The following is an 18,347-nucleotide window of genomic DNA, read 5'->3' on the forward strand; positions in this document are numbered from 1 at the left end:
GCAATTTCACGTTCTTGGCGTTCGAGACTAGTAGATCCTGATTTCCGTCGATTTGCAAACCAATCAAATAGAGACTTTAAACCACGCGATTCTTCGTTGTTAGCCATTTTTTATTTTATTTTAAGTGGGTATGAGGTCGAAAACATATCAAACCGTATTGGATTGTCCTTAGCCATTAGTCATTTGTCTTTAACTAATGACTAATGACTACATCGTCAAACTACGCTTTTAAGCAATTCAGACCTTAATTTTCATCTTTGGTTGCCAGCTTAACGAAAATTCTTATACCAATACAAGTCTCTTGCTCTTTTTTTCAGCAGACTTAATTATAGGGACGTACTCACAAAGCCATGAGAATACCAACCTCCAAATAAGATGCTTTCCCCCTCCCACCCCAATCAATTATTCCTATTGCTAGGTTGTGAACAATCAGCATCTGTTGGACTAGTTGTGCTTGCCAAGGGTTAATCGTCGTTAAGAGGGTAATACAAGTCACAAGCTGAATATTATCAAAATATGAAGGGCAGATGGGGTAATGTTGGTTACAGTCACGAATTATAAATTTTTTTATGTAAGGGCATTGGGCATGGGGCACTTGTACTGAGCCTTGCCGCTTCCCACCAGAATAATACCTAATTTTTTTACGTAGACGCTGCATCGCCTTGCCGCAGGCTACCGCCAAGGGCATCAAAGAAGAGAAAGAAAAATAAATATAGCAGTTTGCAGTTGAGTCCAATACAGACCATTGGTGTCAACTTAAGCTCAAACGCTTATACCACAGGCATTTTACCCCACCCCTCAATCCCCTCCCCGCAAGCGGGGAGGGGAGGTTTTCCCTAATTTACAAGTGCAAACTTCGTTATACCAATTTAATGTTTCGACTACGCAGTTCGACTGCGGTTCCATCTCTTCTTAGGCTACGCCAACGAGCAAAGTCGAGATGCTCACCGTAAACTCAGTGACCACGCCAACGAGACGCACTCGCGTTCACTACAAACTAAAAATAATATGCCAGTTGCGTAAGTCCTATATTCAAACACACATTTTTTACTCTACCTATATATAGATTGACAAAATTACTGTCATATTAAAACAATTTGAAAATTTAAATTCTGAAATATTTGTTGAGTGATATCACTGAATCCACACTGCACAACACACTTGATGTATCTGTATTTATTCGGTAGTTATGATTGGTTACAAAAATCATTCCTACTCATTTATTCTCTGGTGTCAAATATTGTTGTGTATAAATACTGTAGAACAATCCAAAACCTAAATATCTATCAGTGCTTTTGCGGTTTTGTGTTCTGTATCACAAATTAGCAATTTCAGTAAGATAACTTGATCAAAGGCGTTGCAGAATGATATAATCATTAAGTATCGGAAGAATACATTTTGCTAATTAATCTTTAAGCAGGGAAAAATGTAATTTATGATGCTGTTAAAGTTTCCTTTGCATATGTTAACCGTTACACCATACAAGGAAACATCTGGAAATATTAATCACGAAATAAAAGATGATTTGTTGACTTGTAACTTGGTATTAAGAATTTCATGTATAAGAACGCTATTATGACAGTTGCAAAACTGGTTTAGCTTGTAGAATGCTATACATTTTACAGTTTAAAAATAGCTAAAATGGCACCAAGACTCTCACTGAGAGACTAGACCTACACAGTGTTATGAAGAACTTCAATTTTGTATGAATTCAAATAGCCAGTCTGCCAATTCTGCCGACACATATTCCCAACGTTTGGCAGACATTGTGGGAACTGCGATCGCTCTGTTAACCCTCACTCTACCCGTATTTGTCATCGCCCATTATTCTTCAACTAATGTTCAAAATAACCAGCAACCCCTGATCCAAAACCTACAAGAAAGTAAAGATTGATAAAGCTTGTCAGCAGCATTTCCCCAGGAGGAGAGCGACAAAAAAAGAAAATACTGATTTTGAGACAATCTCTGTAGATTTTCGATGTACTTCATCACGAATCAGCTGAATCTATCTTGACGAACTCCAGGTTTTGACATAGTAGGGGCAGAAATCCCTCTTACAGCAAACAAGGTCAGGAGAGATAAATCATAACCTCTTGAAAAAAGCGTTGCGAAGTTTCCTCGCAACGCTTTTTCCATCTCTAAGTAGGTCGGCGCAATTAAAGATAACTCGTGATGGCTGTCATTTGTCCTTTGTCATTCCTCCTTGGTAAGGGTTTCAAGCCTGTTTACGTTTCGTCACATAGTTTGATTTATTTTCACCGACTTACTTACGAGACACTAGGTGTAGCGTCTCGTAGAGATGGCAATACGCTTGGGTTAAGAAAAATTGTAGGTTAGGTGAAGCAAAGCGCAACCCAACAAAGCTATGAAAATGTTGGGTTTCGTTCCTCAACCCAACCTACACAACTTAAGGTTTTTGGCGCTAACTGAATTGTATTGGTAGAGATGGGAGAAGTAACTGGCGCGTCACGGAGGAATGAGAGTTTGAGAGGGTTTTTGCGTAAGTCCTAAAGGAGATAACCATAGCTAATACCCAATAGACATCTGGTGAAATTAAATATGCGTTACCCAGAACCCTTGTCTTGACGTAGCACTGCTACGTCAAAACAATTCTTTTTCACCAGATAATGCTCTATACCAAAGCTGAGTTTCCCGCATCCCGCGTATTCCGATGAATACCTTGGGAAGAGATCCATATTGCCCTAAAATTCTACACGGGGAGCAAAGCTGACTGAGTGCCCCATGATTCATTGTTATTAGAGGAGTTTTTTGTGGATTTATCTCGTATTCCTGCCCAACCGAAACCGGGTCTAATCAATGTTCTGATTGAAATTACTGGGGGAAGTAAAAATAAATACGAATACGACAAGGAACTAGAAGCTTTTGCTCTAGACCGAGTACTTTATTCCTCGGTACAATATCCTTATGACTACGGGTTTGTACCCAATACTTTGGCTGATGATGGCGATCCCCTAGATGGTATGGTCATAATCGATGAGCCAACCTTTCCAGGCTGTATTATTGCCGCACGACCGATTGGCTTCTTGGAGATGATTGATGGTGGCGATCGCGATGAAAAAATTCTTTGTGTTCCTGACAAAGATCCGCGCTACACTCAGGTGAAATCCCTGAAAGACTTAGCGCCTCACCGCTTAGATGAAATTGCCGAATTTTTCCGTAGTTATAAAAATTTGGAAAAAAAGGTGACTGAAATTCTTGGTTGGCAAGATGTGGACAAGGTTGCAGCAATAGTTGAAAAATCCGTCAAAGCTTATAGAGGATAATAGAGGAGTTAGGAGTTAGGAGTTAGGAGTTAAGAGTTATGAATTTTTATTCCTAACTCCTCACTTTAGTAACTTTTGCTTGTTACGGATTTTAATATCTGCCACCAACCCTAAACTCAAATGCAGCGTACTCTCCTTTTGGCAAAAATTCATAACTGCACCCTGACAGGGGCAAATATCAACTACGTGGGTAGTATCAGCATCGATGAAATGCTTTTGGAAAAAGCTGGTATCTTACCTTATGAACAGGTGCAAGTAGTTAATAATGCCAACGGTCAGCGCTTTATTACCTATGCAATTCCGGCTCCAGCCCATTCAGGAATAATTGAGCTAAATGGAGGTGCGGCACGTCTAGGCATTATTGGCGATCGCTTGATTATAATGACTTACGGGCAGTTGACTCCAGAAGAGTTGAAAAGTTACTCTCCTACGGTAGTCATTGTGGACGAAAAAAACAGGTTGTTGGAAGTGCGGCGCTACGATGACCTGCTCAGTAAGGTCTAATTTCAAGAAAAATGTCAAACTTTGAGTTGTCGGGTTCCCAGAGCTATATACCTGAAAAGTCAGCTACTATGCCTAGTAGTCCAACAAGTGAATTTCTTGTGCAATTCTGGGGTGTAAGAGGTTTGATTCCCACCCCAAGTAGCAACACTAATCGTTATGGTAGTAATACCGCTTGTGTAGAAATGCGTATAGCTGGGAAACGCTTGATTTTTGATGGCGGTACTGGCTTACGCATACTGGGTAAAACTTGGCAACAACTGCAACACCCATTAGAAGCCCATTTATTTTTTACCAACTGCCAATCAAATCGTATTCAAGGGTTTCCTTTTTTTGCTCCCGCATTTATTGCGGAAAATTGTTTTCACATTTACGGCACGGCTGCCTCAAATGGAGCTTCAATTAAACAATGTCTGTGCGACCAGATGCTCCAGCCACACTTTCCTTACCCTTTACAAGTAATGCAGTCGGAATTGCAATTTTACAATCTGACTCCAGACAGTGACGTCAAGCTAGATGATGTCACCATTACAACTGCATTAATCAATCAAACTCAACGGTCAGTTGGCTACCGGGTCACTTGGCAGGAGTGTAGTGTTGCTTATATCACGGATTTGCACCAAAATGCTGATCAAATAGAGCGAGAGCGGATTTTACAGTTTATTGAAGGCGTTGACTTGCTGATTGCCAATGCCACCTACACTCCCCCTACCTCTCACAACCATGACTCTGCTGATTTACTCTGGCAAGCTGCGGTGAATGCAGCTCTCAATGCTGGCGTTCAACGCCTAGCTATTTCTCATCATCACCCAGATGACCATGATGATTTTCTTGATGAGGTTCAAGTCGATATTAAATCTGCCTTTCCTCAAGCCATACTAGCCCATGAAGGTCTAGTACTAGTTGTTGGTAAGTCAGGGTAGAACAGTTTTTTGGGCGTAGACTTTCCCCCAGTCCGGGGGTAGGTTTTTAAAACTTGTACTGATTGGAGTATTTTACCATGTTCATCAACAAAATTGACTTAAGCCTAAAGGCTTGTGACTTGCTTTCATCCCGTGCCTGAAGTACGAAGTTCGGACACTTGCGTGTCCTGCTTCTCACGGGTTTTCAGCATTTCCCTTATAATCTTTTTCAATCATGAGTACTCTCGATCAACTGTGCTTCCCGATGTGAAAAAACCCTTTGGTATACCAAAGGGCCGTTGTTTTATGTAAAAAATAAAGGTTCAAAACCGGACTTACGTCCCGCTACGCGCTTTCGCCCGAAGTCAAGCGAAAAAATCCGCATCATCGTCAGGTAGGTTGAAACCCCACCCCTCGTGGGTGGCTTATTTCCCTGTTAAGAGTTCCCTGTTCCCTTTCATCCAGATAAATTTTTCGGCTACTTTACCAGCCTTGTTCTGCATTTTGAAAAACGTAAGCAGCTACCTCCAGAATTTCCTCAGAACTTAACTTGCCTTTAAAGGCAGGCATGGCATTTTTACCATTCTGCACTTGATGAATAATCGCCTGAATTGAGTCGCTATTATAATTTTCTAGGTACTTTGACAATGCTTCCTTTTTCAAAGTTTTCTGGCTAATCAGGATGTTACCGCCACCTATATGGCAAGAAGCGCAGTTAGCCTCGAAAATTTTAGCAGCGTTGGATGTTTCGGCAGCTAGTGCTGGACTAATGAATGTGAATTTGAATAGAGCGATCGCCGACAGTAGAATTAATAAAAGTATTCTCAAGAAAATTTCCTCGCAACAAGCCTCCAGCAAGAGTATAAACGCGATTAATCCCTGATTAAGTCAAATTTGATCGAAATTAGCGGTAGCGAGTTCACCCCTCCAGCGCCACAGGTCGTTTAGGGTCTGAGGGAAGGATAGAACTCACTACCGCCATTTATGCATTTTGTACATCACTCTAGGAGCGTGGCGGATTGCGATGAGCTAATTTCACTGAGTAATCGTCTCGTGTCAAACGCTGCTGTTTCTAGTACAATGTCTAAGCTAATTTTGAGGGTTTGTAGTAAGCACTTTAGTGCTTAGAAAATAAGGACTGAAGTCCTTACTACCAAATTGCTTCCCGTCAATTTAAACTTGACAAACTACTAGCCTTCGACAATGATTTTACCAACCATGCCAGCACCACGATGAGGAGTGCAGTAGAAAGTGTAGATACCAGCAGGTACATCTGCGGGGAAGGTGGTTGTTGTGGTTTGACCAGGATTCAACAGCAACTTCGTATGAGACAAAGATTTCGCTAGTTCAGCGTCCTTTGTAGGGTTTTTGGCAGAATCAAACACAACATTATGAGGAGCAAGTTTGTTGTTCACCCATTCAACTGTGTCACCTGGTTTAATGGTCAAGGTTTTTGGTTCAAATTGCAACAGTCCTTTATCGCTACCTAATTTCACCTTGTAGGTTTCAGCCGAAGCACTGGGAGTAAAAACAGCAAAGCTGCTAACAACTAAAAGGATTGTCAACACAGCTAAACCAAGGCGTCGCCAGCTTCCCGAAATTAATTTCATGGCTCTCTCCTAACAAACAATTTTTTTTCCTTTCTCATTTTAAATAAAAATCAACGCTAAATATGACAATCTGTCATAGATAAATTTTTTTTTAAGAATGGGGAGCAATTTCTTGCAAAAAGCTGTGCCATCAGTAGTAAATGGGGAATGGGGAATGGGGGATGGGGAATGGGGACTAAATTCTTCCCAACGCCCAATGCCCAATGCCCAATTCCCAATAACTCAGATCCAGGATTTAGTAATAGATTTTTCCGCCTCCCCACTTAGTGCCAACGATTTTGGGTTGTAAGAGAATATGACCAGCGATCGCCTCTAAGTCCTCATCAGTCAGATTTCGCATTGCTGTGAAAATATCTGCGCTTTTGATACTGGGGTGGATTTCGGAAATCTCTTCTTCCCCATCGTAGGTCGTGGGATTTTTCAGGTAATCCACCAAGCCTTCAATATTGTTACGGTTGGGTGTTGCCAGTGCCAGATCATCTGGAGTCAGTCCTACGTTCTGGTTTGTCTTGGTAACTCCCCCAGCATGACATTGGGCGCAAGCGTAATTAAATAAGCGTTTGCCTTCTTTGACTTGTTTAAGGCTAAGTACGACGGTATCACCTTGAGTATTTAATGGCACTGTTCGGGTAGCTTTGTCCAGTTCCACTGCTGTCGCGTTACCGACAATCAACTGAAACGAGAGTAAAACAGTAGCCACAACAACGCCCATTAGTCTTCTAAACATATTTCCCCTTAAAGATTTTGACGCTCAACACAGCTAAGAAAACGATTCTCAATCTCCAAGCTGCTAATTGCTAATGATTCATTGATTTTTGTCATTAGCTATCAGTGATTAGCTAAAGTCCGAGATCACCCACCGAGTCGCTAGTACCTTTTGGGCGTCTTTCAGACGATATTTGGGAAATAATTGCCTTTGCATCTTCTAACGCCAAACGGGTCTTTTGGTGTTTGTAGGCAATTCCCAGTTGGTTGCACAGAGAAAACACTTTTTCTACAGGAATGCTGTAGTCGGCTGCTATCTCTGCGATCGATAGGTCTGCAAAACCCATAATGCTTGTTAACTGATAGATAGAGATTGAGTCGCTGTAATACCAATATCACGTTAGGAGTGCAATTTGTTGCCCAAAATACTGTTTGGGGAATGGGGGATGAGGGGGATGAGGGAGATGAGGGGGATGAGGGGGATGAGGGGGATGAGGGGGATGAGGGGGATGAGGCAACCCATGCCCAATGCCCGATACTTCGACTTCGCGGTTCCTGATGCCCATTCCCAATACCTATTAACCTTTTCCTCCGGTAAAGGTGACGCTTTGAATAAAGTAACGATTAAAAAAGGCATAAATACTTAAAGCTGGCAGGGTAAAGACCATAGAAGCCGCCATAATGTAGTTCCAATAGCTAATGTATTGACCTTTGAAGGTGTTCAGCCCCAAAGGGGGAGTAAACATTTCTGGGTCAAATAGGATAACTATAGGCAGTAAAAAATTATTCCAACTCCCCATGAACACAAAAACTGCCTGTGCTGCTAGTGCTGGTTTTGCCAGAGGTAAGACAATATGTCGGAAAATCCCCAAGGTATTTAAGCCATCAAGTTGAGCTGTTTCTTCTAGTTCTTTAGGAAAATTAACGAAAAATTGCCGCATCATGAAGATAAAAGTGGCATTGACCATGCTAGGCACAATCATGCCTTGGTAAGAATTCAGCCAGCCGTAGGCGTAGCCCGTCGTAGACATCGCTTTTAAAATCAAGAATGTGGGAATTAGGGTGATTTGCGCCGGTACTGCCAGTACTGCCAAAATTAGAAAGAACCAAAAGCGCTTGCCCACAAAGCGCAGTCTTGCCAAGGCATAACCAGCCATTGAATTTAACAATAAGTTTAAAAGGGTGACGCTGAGGGCGATCGCCACACTGTTGAACAACCAGCGCCAAAATAGTGGTTCTTGCAGAAAAATTTGCCTGTAGTTGTCAAGAGTAAAATTCTTGGGAAGAAAGTTGGGTTCACTACTGACAATCTCTGTTAGTGGCTTAAATGATGCTGAAAGTGCCCAGAGAAAGGGTATTAGGGTGATGATGGCATATAGTGTCACCAAGACGTATAAGAGGGCTTTGAGCCAAGATAAGCCAGAGATATTAGTCAAATCTGTTCACCTCCAAAAAGTCGTCGTTGAATTAAAGTGATGGCAATGATAACTGCTGCCAACAAAAATGCGATCGCAGATGAACTCGTACTCGATACCGCCAAGGAGTTGAACTTTTTGCAGAGAAAGAAAAACGGCGTAGAGAATGGGTAAAACTACAAAAGTTCCCAAAACTAAAATGGTGGGCATCATAAACATATACCCAGCTAAGTCTTCCGTGATATTCCACTTGGGATTGTTCTGCCGCTTGATAATTTCAAACACTGTTGAACCTCTTGATAATATAAAGTTTCTATAAACTTGATTGTTGCTTGAGCAGAGATGTTATCAGCTTATACATAAAAATAACTTATGTAATCTTCAGCACAACTAGATATTAAAAAATTTTTTGTAGTAGAATCAGAGGTTGCATTTTTGTCAATAAAAACCGCAATTTCATTAAGATATCGATTTTTCTATAAGAAAAAGAAATACATCTGAAAGAAGGATAAAACTTCAGTTATCAATCTTTGATAATGTCTGAGATTTGAGAGAAAGTTATATCTTAAAGATTGGGTAAAGAAGTTTACTTAATCTGGGAATAGTGATAAATAAATAGGTGTGTTTACCAAGGAAAATAAACACTCGATAAACCAATTAAAATGAGCTATTTTGCTCGATTTTTGATTAAGGTTTTGAGAACGAAAGTTCCTGAAAAAATTGATGAGTTAGGTGAAAGTTATGTCAAACAATGAAGATACTTTAGTGGGCGGTAAAGGACCAAACAAATCCAATGATGTGATTAATGGTGGCCCTCGTAACGACGTTATCAATGGCTTGGATGGCAATGATACTCTCAGCGGCAATGCTGGCAATGATACTATCATCGGCGGCGTTGGCAATGATAGTCTCATTGGTGGCGCGGGTGCTGACGTATTACGAGGCAGTGCTGGCAATGATATTCTGATCGGCGGTGCTGGCAATGATACTCTTGCCGGTGGTGCGGGTGCTGACAGATTCGTTTTCAATACCAATGCAACTTTTGCCCGGAATGATATTGGTGTAGATGTGATCAGTGACTTCAATGGTTCCCAAGGTGATAAGATTGTCCTCGATAAAACCACTTTTGGTGCGATCGCTTCTACTCCGGGAACAGGTTTTAGTAACAGAAGTGATTTTCAAGTCACTAGATCAGGGGCAACCAGCACGGCAAAAATTGTCTACAACGCTGCGAGTGGGGAGTTATTCTACAATCAAAATGGCAGCGCAAGTGGTTTCGGCAGTGGCGGTCTATTCATAACTCTGACTGGTGCGCCAACTCTTGCAGCAACAGATTTTGTGGTGCAAGCATAGTTAGGCAACTGATCGGGGATAAAGTAATGACGGAGTAGAGGTGTAGGTTTTCTAGCTTGCAAATATAAACACTCCGGCTTCCACACAAGACAATGGCTCTAGACACGAATGTTACTAACACTAATTTGCATTCCAAAACGTAATTTAGAAATTCACATTTCTGACTCTACTAATCCCAAATCCAGATTTTGAGAGTTACGTTTTAGAAAGGTGATTGGCATAAGTTAACATAGATCCCTTGCCCTGACGGGTTCTTAGCCTAGAGGCTAAGAACCCATCCTTGGAGGCTTCGCCTTCTATTGTCTTCTTCGATAAACTATCGAAGTTTATGGCATCAGTTATCATCTGAATATGTTCTGTTAGAGGGTGTTTGAAAAGTATTCGGCGAATAGAATTCGCTACTACACTAACGTTGTCCACCTCCGTGGACTAAGATAAAATCAAGGATTTTTAACCCAGGTCGGTGGGTTTTGCCTGTGTAGCCGCACCTGTGCCAAGGCTAGTAATAAATTAGACTTTTCAAACATCCTCTTAACTCGACTTTATCCATTTTTTTCGCTACGTGAACGCTGAAGTTGAAACCTTTGTGGAACGGTAGTTTTAGTTTTTGAATTTTATGGATAACCTGTAGAGTGGAAAAAGTATTTGCTAAAAAGCCAGGGTTTTTGCCGCATAAAGAAAACCGAGTTCTTAATTTTGGATAAAGTCGAGCTAAGAGGATGTTTTAAAAGTCTTTTTATCGGTAGCAAAACGTTCTAGATCCCCCTAAATCCACGCCACTTGCTTCAGGTTAATTTGTACAGTGCGTAAGTCCTAAGAATTAGCCCTTTCAAGGTGGGTAAAAATTTTGTTCAAAAAATTTCTCTTTAACCTCTTACTTCTGTGTTTTCTGCGTCTCTGTGGTTAGATAAATTACTTTTAAACCGCAGAGGCACAGAGAACACAGAGAAAAAAGAGAGATTTTTAAAGTCACCTTGAAGGGGCTAGTCCTAAGAAAAACGGCGTAGAGGATGGGTAAGACTACAAAAGTTCCCAAAACTAGAATGGTGGGCATGATCAACATATACCCAGCCAAGTCTTCTTTGATATTCCACTTGGGGTTACTCTGCCGCTTGCTAGAGTGTGAGTAGTTCACGTAAAATATAGTGCCATTGTTGCGGCAGTTCTCATGACCTCATCTGCGTCGTTTGACACATTAGAGTCTTTACAGGCGGAAATCGCTGAATTAATCGCTCGTTTACCGACATTAAAAAATCGGCAATTTATTCAGCAAGCACTTGCTACTATTGTTCGTCTAGCTGATACCGAAATTGAGCGTCTCGATTGGAAAATTTTATCGGCTGCGCTAGCAGATATGGAGCGAGGTTTCCAGCTTTTTTATGATTACCGACACGTTCGCAAAGTGACAATCTTCGGCTCTGCTCGTCTAGCAACAAACACACCAGAATACCAAATGGCCCTTGAGTTTGGTCGTACTGTTTCTCAATTAGGATTTATGGTGATGACTGGCGGTGGCGGTGGAATCATGCAAGCGGGTCATGAAGGTGCTGGGCGAGAAAATTCATTTGGATTAAACATTCAGTTACCCTTTGAACAGGAAGCAAACCCCTTTATCGAGGGTGATCCTAAGCTAATTAACTTCAAATATTTCTTTACCCGCAAGCTGTTTCTCCTCAAAGAAAGTGATGCTGTCGCCTTGTTTCCTGGAGGTTTTGGCACTCAAGATGAAGCTTTTGAATGTATGACATTAAGCCAAACTGGTAAATTTGGCCCAGTACCTCTAGTTTTAATTGATCGCCCTGGTGGTGATTACTGGCGGTCTTGGAGCGAATACATTGATCAGCAACTAGTGCAAAATGGTCTTGTCAGTCCTGAAGACCCTAGTCTTTACACGGTGACAGATAACTTGGATGTGGCTTGCGACGCTATCACCCGTTTTTACCAGGTTTATCACTCTTGTCGCTATGTAGGCGATCAGTTAGTCATCCGCCTGAAGACAGATATATCAGACTCTCAGGTAGAGCAACTCAATGCTGATTTTAGCCAGATTATTATTCAAGGACGAATTGAAAAAAGTCAGGCATTACCTCAAGAAGCACAAGATGAAACTGTTGAATTACCCCGGCTAATTTTGTACTTCAATCAACGCGACTTGGGGCGCTTGTATCAGATGATTGCCACAATTAACCAGATGGGTACTCCTTCACCAGAGGATGCAGCGCATCCAGAAAGAAAGTAGTAGTGACATACTCCCACACCTCAGCAAGCTGTAGGTGTGGGCTTCTCAGCGACTCCCGGTATCCCGTCGGACATTAACTGAGCTTTGTTTATACTGCACGAGATGCCCCTTTGCACAGTTGAACAAGTACAAAGATTGTTCTAGCCTTTGTACTGTCAGAGTTTTACCTACTCACAGAAGACGAGACACAAGTGTCTGTTACTGAGTAGAACCCCATACTCTGAGTTGTCAAGGTACAGCTTAGAGATGACCAGCATTTTCGGCTTTGCCATCTACTATTATTGTAATGGAAATATTAGAGCAATACGCACATCTTACAGGAAGAGCCAAAACAGATATTATTCGTGAATATATTAGGAATTTAAATGTTCATTCCTCATGGCCCAACAACACTGATTAAGCTGCGCTTAATTTTGCTCGTTGGGCAATTCGTTACTCACGCGTATTCATCTCATCACCTCCCTATCCGGTAGGTGAGAGGCTTCTACTGTTTAAGCTAAACTAATGAGCATTTAAGTTGCATAATACCAGGGATAGAGCCGCTTACTACAAGCGAATCAGTCTGGAAAAATGAATGACTATGCGATTTGGAACTATTATGACTCAATACTGATTATCGTAAAAAAGCTTGTATATTAGCACAGGAAACAACGTATCAGATCCTAACAGAGGAATAAAATATGCTGGAATTATTGGGTTCAGGTTTGGTGTCGCTTTGGCTGGAAATGGCCGGGGTACAAATCAAGCCTCTAGATGCCTTAGATGCTTTGACTTGGCAAAGTAGCCCTGGCTTAGTTCTTGCACCTGATCCAAATCCAGCTGGGGCAACTACGGTGCAGGAATATCTGAAAAAGCTAGTAACATCAAAAGTAGTGGGGCAAAATCTGGCTGAGAGTCAGGGAATTTGGATGCAGTCGGGGCCGATGCTGATGGCAAATCACCAAGGTACGACTCCTCTACCGGCTGCTTCTTTAACCAAAATTGCTACTTCACTAGTTGCTTTGAAAACTTGGGGGCCAGATCACCAATTTGATACTTTGGTGAGTATCACTGGGCCAGTAGTAAATGGAGTTGTACAGGGCGATTTGGTGATTACTGGTGGTGGCGATCCTTTGTTTGTTTGGGAAGAAGCGATCGCTCTTGGTAATACTCTCAATAAAATTGGCATCAAGCAGGTAAAGGGAAATTTGATCATTACTGGCAGTTTTGCCATGAATTTCCAACGTCAGCCGATGTTAGCAGGTCTGATGCTCAAGCAAGCACTAAATCGTGCGACTTGGAGCCGCCCCGCTACTTATACACACTCAATCATGGCCAAGGGTACACCCAAGCCTCAAGTTGTAATTGCCGGTGCGGTGAAAGTTGCGGCGCAACCAAACCCTCAGCAATTTTTGTTACTCCGCCATCGTTCGTTACCCTTAAAGCAACTAATCAAGGAGATGAATGTTTACAGTAATAACGATATGGCAGAGATGCTGGCAGAGTCAGTGGGAGGAGCAACTGTAGTCCGATCAACTGCTGCTAACCTTGCTAGGGTACCACAAGTGGAAATTCAGTTAATTAATGGTTCTGGACTGGGGCCCGAAAATCGCATTTCCCCTAGAGCTGCTTGTGCCATGCTGATGGCTATTCAAGGTGAGGCAGCTGCTCATAAACTGAATCTGGCTGATTTGTTCCCCATGTCTGGATTTGATCACCGGGGGACGATGCACGACAGACACATTCCCCTTGCGACTGTGATCAAAACTGGTACTCTGCGGGATGTGAGCGCTTTGGCGGGAGTCATGCCCACACGCGATCGCGGTTTGGTTTGGTTTGCTATTATCAATCGGGGGACAAATGTCTCGGGTTTGCGGACTGGACAAGACCAACTCTTGCAAAGTGTTATAAAACAATTACAACTACCTTTGACTGTTCCTACTGCTCTCACTCCCCACTCAGCGATCAACTCTTTACCCCAGCTAGGCGCAGCCCGTCGCAATGAAATTTTATTTAAAAGTTAAGTAGGTTGGCGCAATTAAAGTTAACTGGCTAAGGCTGTCATTTGTCATTGGTCATTGGTCATTTGTCATTGGTCATTTGTCATTAGTAAAGGTTTTAAGCTTATTTACCTTTCGTAACATACTTGACTTTTTTCGCACCAACGTACTTAGTTCATCTTGATAAAAATAACTGTACATAGATTTGTCATGACTAAGGAACAATTAGACTTATAAGAATGTTGGGTGAAAACCCCGATGTTTAAACCTAAAAACCCAAAAAGTTTTTAGCAAGACTGACGCAAAATAATGAAAAAACGAACCGCAAACGCGAGTGCGTCTCCCCTTCTCCTACTCGCGAGAGGCTAGCGCCAAGAAAGAAAGAGTCTAATCTAAGTGGACTCGTTGAACCAAGAATCTCCGCATCTTTATACCGGAGAGTGTCAAAAATGAGGTTGTGATTATGCGATTTCCCAAATTATCTCGGTCTCTACGTCAACTCAGTACTCATGTTTTAGCGATCGCCCTAGGAGTTGTGCTAACGGTTAGTACATTGCAGGTTTTACCCTCTCAAGCCGAACCAGCACCCACAGTAACTGCTGGAGATACTTCACAACTAATTGCCCAACGCCAATCACCAGCCAGTGCTGCCATCGGTAGCAGTAGCTTTGTGACAGCAGCAGTCAATCGTGTGGGCACAGCAGTTGTCCGAATTGATACTGAACGGACAATTACTCGTCGCGTTGATCCATTTTTAGAAGACCCCTTTTTCCGTCGGTTTTTTGGTGACGGTTTCTCTCAACAGATGCCTTCTGAACAGTTACGCGGTTTAGGCTCAGGTTTCATTATTGACAAGAGTGGGTTAGTTCTGACTAATGCTCATGTGGTCGATAAAGCTGATAAAGTAACAGTTCGACTCAAAGATGGCCGCACCTTTGAAGGTAAAGTTCAAGGTATTGATGAAGTCACAGATTTGGCAGTAGTCAAGATTAACGCTGGTAACGATTTACCGGTGGCGCCTTTGGGTTCTTCCAGTAATGTACAAGTAGGAGACTGGGCGATCGCAGTTGGTAATCCTTTAGGATTTGATAATACCGTTACCTTGGGAATTGTTAGTACCCTCAAACGTTCCAGCGCCCAAGTTGGTATTAGTGACAAACGCCTGGACTTCATTCAGACAGACGCCGCTATAAACCCTGGTAACTCTGGCGGGCCACTATTAAATGGCCTAGGTGAAGTGATTGGCATTAACACAGCCATTCGTTCTGATGCAATGGGTATTGGGTTTGCGATTCCTATTGATAAAGCCAAAGCGATCGCCACTCAGCTACAACGTGATGGCAAAGTTGCCCACCCTTATTTGGGTGTGCAAATGGTAACTTTGACACCCGATCTTGCCAAGCAAAATAACACTGATCCCAACTCTCCTATTCAAATACCAGAAATTAATGGTGTTTTTGTCATGCGAGTTGTCCCCAATTCCCCAGCTGCATCTGCGGGTATCCGGCGCGGGGATGTAATTCTTCAAGTTGATGGTAAAGCAATTACCAGTGCTGAACAATTGCAGAACGTTGTAGAAGACAGTCGTCTTGGTCAAGTATTACAGGTGAAAGTGCAACGAGGTAATCAGATACAGCAGCTTTCAGTACGTACAGCTGAGTTGCAAAATGCTTCGTAAGTCCAATATTTGACATCTCCCCCGGGTAGAAGCACTTACCGTGTGTACATAAGTCGGTAGACCTCTCCCCAAACCCCTCTCCGAAGCGGAGAGGGGCTTTGAAGGCGGAATGTGGGTTGACCATTGGTGTCAACTTCAGATCAAACGCTTATCCCACAGGCATTTTACCCCACCCCTCAATCCCCTCCCCGTGAACGGGGAGGGGAGGTTTTGGCTTTAGACAAAACCGGGGTGGGGTGACGCGGATCGCGATCGCAAGTGAGTGGACTCAATATAATTATTTCGCTTCACAAGCTTAAATCACCTGCGGATGATTATTTTTCTGGATTAGACTTTTGTCTATTTTCTTTGACTTCGCGCAACCGTTCTATTAATTTTTGATCCGATTCAGCCGAGGGTGTAGGCTGACTTTTATTAACTCTTGGCAGCAATAACGGTTTAGAAGTAACTGCTGGCGATGGCGTAGGTTGATTGCTATTGACTCCCGGTGGAAATAATGGTTTAAGAGTACCTGTCGGCAAGGATGCAGGCTGGTTATTTCTGATTTTTAGTTCAGATAATGGTTTGGGAGTGCTTGTAGGTGAGAACTCAGGCTGATTGCTATTAACTCCTGGTGCTGCTAATGGTTTGAGAGTATCTCTCAGTGAAGGCGTGGGCTGGTTATTTCTGATTCGCAGTTCCGGAAATGGTTTAGAAGTACCTGCTGGTGAGGGAATAACCTGATTATTATTGATTCCCGGTGCGGATAATGACGAGGGCTTTTGCTCTTGAGTAGTCCCAGTTGTGTTGCTAGTGTTGTTTTGGAAAACTAGGTTAAATGGATAGGAACTAATCTGTTTATCTCCCTTGGGGGATTGCTTGTTGAAGTATTCCCTTGCTTTTGATTGCAATTCCGGCGAAACTAACTTGTCTTGAAACTTAATATCTAGGACTTTACCATCAGGATCTACTACTAATACACCCAAAACAGCACCTTGAAGATTCGACTTATCCGTGGGTAATGTTTGGCGGATGACTGGTTTTTGCTTTGCGTTGGGGTATTGTTGGTGAACTTCTTTTCTCAGATTTGCATAGGAGTCTAGCTGTGCAATTACTTGTTGAGTTCCCTTCACGGATAAATCGGCTGTCTGTCCCGTGATTCCCCTAGTTCCGATTAAAGTATTCCCACTCCTTGGAGCTTGTTTTAGAGAAGTTATCAACAGGTTTTGAGAAATTGTAGACGCATTATTAATCGGTTGCGTCATTTGTGAAGTTGTATTTCCCTGTGCTGTTGCAATGGGGTTACTGTCAGATAAGCTTGGAGGTTGGGCATTTTGCAGAATATCATCAGGTATTTTCTGCGACTGCAATTCTGGCAACCTATTTATATCTAAAGGCTTAGTTGACTCGTATTTCGTGGCACTATCATTCACACGGGGAAGTGATGGAGAGAATTTCGGGCTGAGATTGTACTTAGAACTGTCAATGTTAGAGGCGCTAAATCGCAAATTCTGACTAGGAATCATCCGCAAAGACTGCCTTGGAGGTAAGGATGAAACTCGATAATTATTCGATGATGGAGGTAGGGGTGGCAGTATTAGCTGACTGGATGGCGGTGGCGCTAATGGTGTTAATCCAGCTTGGGTGGTAAAATTCGGAACCGAAAGTGGGGCGATTGGAGGAAGTTGTTGTAAACCAACTTGGGGTGTGGTTTGTGGCAAACGATTTTGGTCGGCTTGGCTCAATTCCAAAAGTCCGACTGTTTTCGATGATGCTGTTTCTTTGGGCTTGTTAGACTCCATAGGCATCAAAGGCACAATCATGGCGATCGCACCGTGAATGCCAAGGGAGGCTACAGCTGCTATCCCAATTGGCTGGCTTAAGATTTCTGGTATATTTTTCAGCAGGGAGACGTAAGACATAGCTGTTATCGTTCACTCGACTCAGTTGCAGTTTACTAGCGATTTTCTCTTTCCCAATGCAATATCTTGCAAAAAAGAGATGCGTTTCTCTGAGGAAATAATAACTTCCTCTGCTGGCAATCAAAACGCCCAAGTTGCCATTTATTCAAGTTTTTAATTGTTCAATGACGATGTTTCATATCTGAAAATTGGAACTTGCTAAAGAGATATTTGAAAAATTACTGCTTTTGATTTTTTATGGTTGTGACGCACACAATTAAAATTAATATCTGGGAGATTTATAAAGTTTAAGTGAAAGCCAAAGTTTGAGTACATCACAACATCTGCTGAAGTTGCCTTGTTTTTTCTACTGTTTTCCACTTAACTGAGCTTCTGTAGCAGATGGCACACTTGATTATCACCAGGGTAGGCCCCATGTGAAAATACTACCACATCAGCAGCTACCAAAACTGTTGCAAACTCTACAATAGACCTCTTGCATAAATGAAAAATAAGAACCCCACCCCGCCAAAGCTACGCTTTATCTTCCCTCCCGAAGAGCGGGGAGGGTTTGGGGGTGGGGTGTTAGGGACTTTTGCAAATTGTACAATTACTATTGACATACTAGCTCTAAACTCCACCAAAGCTCTTTGGGTTTTTCTCAAAGGAGTTCATTGATACTCCCCAGCCCTAAAGGGACGGGGATTCTTGAAGAGTCCACAAACGGATCTTCAAAGGCGCTATCAATTCGCCGCTACTGATTCCACTAAGATTAAATCCCAGTTTCACCGCTACTTTTCT

General features: G+C 42.4%; 17 protein-coding genes and 1 pseudogene. 9 read left to right on the top strand and 9 right to left on the bottom strand.

Features of this window, described 5'->3' with window-relative positions; all coding sequences use genetic code 11:
• Positions 1–107 (bottom strand): annotated as a pseudogene (locus tag LC605_RS23125) (acetyl-CoA carboxylase carboxyl transferase subunit beta); the annotation flags it as partial.
• A 233-nt stretch (positions 108–340) separates the two neighbouring features.
• Entirely contained in the window at positions 341–658 is a 318-nt protein-coding gene (locus LC605_RS23130; RefSeq protein WP_229549860.1) for a hypothetical protein, read from the bottom strand.
• A gap of 1,047 nt (positions 659–1,705) precedes the next feature.
• On the opposite strand from LC605_RS23130, the gene LC605_RS23135 reads away from it, so the two are divergent.
• The 4 genes from LC605_RS23135 to LC605_RS23150 all read left to right on the top strand — a co-directional run bounded on the left by LC605_RS23135 (position 1,706) and on the right by LC605_RS23150 (position 4,708).
• Positions 1,706–1,894, top strand: coding sequence for a YidC/Oxa1 family membrane protein insertase (locus LC605_RS23135; protein ID WP_229549861.1), 189 nt, complete (start codon positions 1,706–1,708; stop codon positions 1,892–1,894).
• An 877-nt stretch (positions 1,895–2,771) separates the two neighbouring features.
• On the top strand, positions 2,772–3,284 hold the full coding sequence (locus LC605_RS23140) for an inorganic diphosphatase (protein ID WP_229549862.1): 513 nt from the start codon (positions 2,772–2,774) through the stop codon (positions 3,282–3,284).
• Between the two features lie 120 nt (positions 3,285–3,404).
• Positions 3,405–3,788, top strand: a complete 384-nt coding sequence (gene panD / locus LC605_RS23145; protein ID WP_229549863.1) for an aspartate 1-decarboxylase — start codon at positions 3,405–3,407, stop codon at positions 3,786–3,788.
• Between the two features lie 11 nt (positions 3,789–3,799).
• Complete coding sequence (locus LC605_RS23150) at positions 3,800–4,708, top strand: MBL fold metallo-hydrolase (protein ID WP_229549864.1); 909 nt, start codon at positions 3,800–3,802, stop codon at positions 4,706–4,708.
• Positions 4,709–5,170: 462 nt separating this feature from the next.
• Here LC605_RS23150 and petJ read toward each other — a convergent pair whose 3' ends face one another.
• From petJ to LC605_RS23170, 4 genes are all read right to left on the bottom strand, one after another.
• Positions 5,171–5,515, bottom strand: coding sequence for a cytochrome c6 PetJ (gene petJ / locus LC605_RS23155; protein WP_229549865.1), 345 nt, complete (start codon positions 5,513–5,515; stop codon positions 5,171–5,173).
• Between the two features lie 362 nt (positions 5,516–5,877).
• A complete protein-coding gene (gene petE / locus LC605_RS23160) occupies positions 5,878–6,297 on the bottom strand; it encodes a plastocyanin (protein ID WP_229549866.1) in 420 nt (139 codons plus the stop codon).
• A gap of 235 nt (positions 6,298–6,532) precedes the next feature.
• A complete protein-coding gene (gene psbV, locus LC605_RS23165) occupies positions 6,533–7,024 on the bottom strand; it encodes a photosystem II cytochrome c-550 (RefSeq protein ID WP_229549867.1) in 492 nt (163 codons plus the stop codon).
• 112 nt (positions 7,025–7,136) lie between these two features.
• The gene (locus LC605_RS23170; protein WP_229549868.1) at positions 7,137–7,349 is read right to left on the bottom strand and encodes a hypothetical protein; all 213 of its coding nucleotides are present in this window, start codon (positions 7,347–7,349) and stop codon (positions 7,137–7,139) included.
• 26 nt (positions 7,350–7,375) lie between these two features.
• On the opposite strand from LC605_RS23170, the gene LC605_RS23175 reads away from it, so the two are divergent.
• Positions 7,376–7,561, top strand: coding sequence for a hypothetical protein (locus tag LC605_RS23175; protein ID WP_229549869.1), 186 nt, complete (start codon positions 7,376–7,378; stop codon positions 7,559–7,561).
• Positions 7,562–7,580: 19 nt separating this feature from the next.
• On the opposite strand, the gene LC605_RS23180 is transcribed toward LC605_RS23175, so the two are convergent.
• Together LC605_RS23180 and LC605_RS23185 are read right to left on the bottom strand one after the other, a co-directional pair.
• Entirely contained in the window at positions 7,581–8,438 is an 858-nt protein-coding gene (locus tag LC605_RS23180; protein WP_229549870.1) for a carbohydrate ABC transporter permease, read from the bottom strand.
• A 6-nt stretch (positions 8,439–8,444) separates the two neighbouring features.
• A complete protein-coding gene (locus LC605_RS23185) occupies positions 8,445–8,702 on the bottom strand; it encodes a hypothetical protein (protein ID WP_229549871.1) in 258 nt (85 codons plus the stop codon).
• 456 nt (positions 8,703–9,158) lie between these two features.
• Here LC605_RS23185 and LC605_RS23190 point away from each other — a divergent pair, with 456 nt between their 5' ends.
• From LC605_RS23190 to LC605_RS23205, 4 genes are all read left to right on the top strand, one after another.
• Complete coding sequence (locus LC605_RS23190) at positions 9,159–9,770, top strand: calcium-binding protein (RefSeq protein ID WP_229549872.1); 612 nt, start codon at positions 9,159–9,161, stop codon at positions 9,768–9,770.
• A gap of 1,168 nt (positions 9,771–10,938) precedes the next feature.
• Positions 10,939–12,009 (top strand): TIGR00730 family Rossman fold protein, encoded by a 1,071-nt coding sequence (locus LC605_RS23195; protein WP_229549873.1) that lies wholly within the window; start codon positions 10,939–10,941, stop codon positions 12,007–12,009.
• Between the two features lie 680 nt (positions 12,010–12,689).
• The gene (locus tag LC605_RS23200; RefSeq protein ID WP_229549874.1) at positions 12,690–14,012 is read left to right on the top strand and encodes a D-alanyl-D-alanine carboxypeptidase; all 1,323 of its coding nucleotides are present in this window, start codon (positions 12,690–12,692) and stop codon (positions 14,010–14,012) included.
• A gap of 439 nt (positions 14,013–14,451) precedes the next feature.
• The gene (locus LC605_RS23205) at positions 14,452–15,666 is read left to right on the top strand and encodes an HhoA/HhoB/HtrA family serine endopeptidase (RefSeq protein WP_229549875.1); all 1,215 of its coding nucleotides are present in this window, start codon (positions 14,452–14,454) and stop codon (positions 15,664–15,666) included.
• Between the two features lie 314 nt (positions 15,667–15,980).
• On the opposite strand, the gene LC605_RS23210 is transcribed toward LC605_RS23205, so the two are convergent.
• On the bottom strand, positions 15,981–17,567 hold the full coding sequence (locus LC605_RS23210) for a hypothetical protein (protein ID WP_229549876.1): 1,587 nt from the start codon (positions 17,565–17,567) through the stop codon (positions 15,981–15,983).
• Between the last annotated feature and the right edge of the window lie 780 nt (positions 17,568–18,347).

The sequence above is a fragment of the Nostoc sp. CHAB 5836 genome, from assembly GCF_020829445.1.
Taxonomy (GTDB): domain Bacteria; phylum Cyanobacteriota; class Cyanobacteriia; order Cyanobacteriales; family Nostocaceae; genus Nostoc.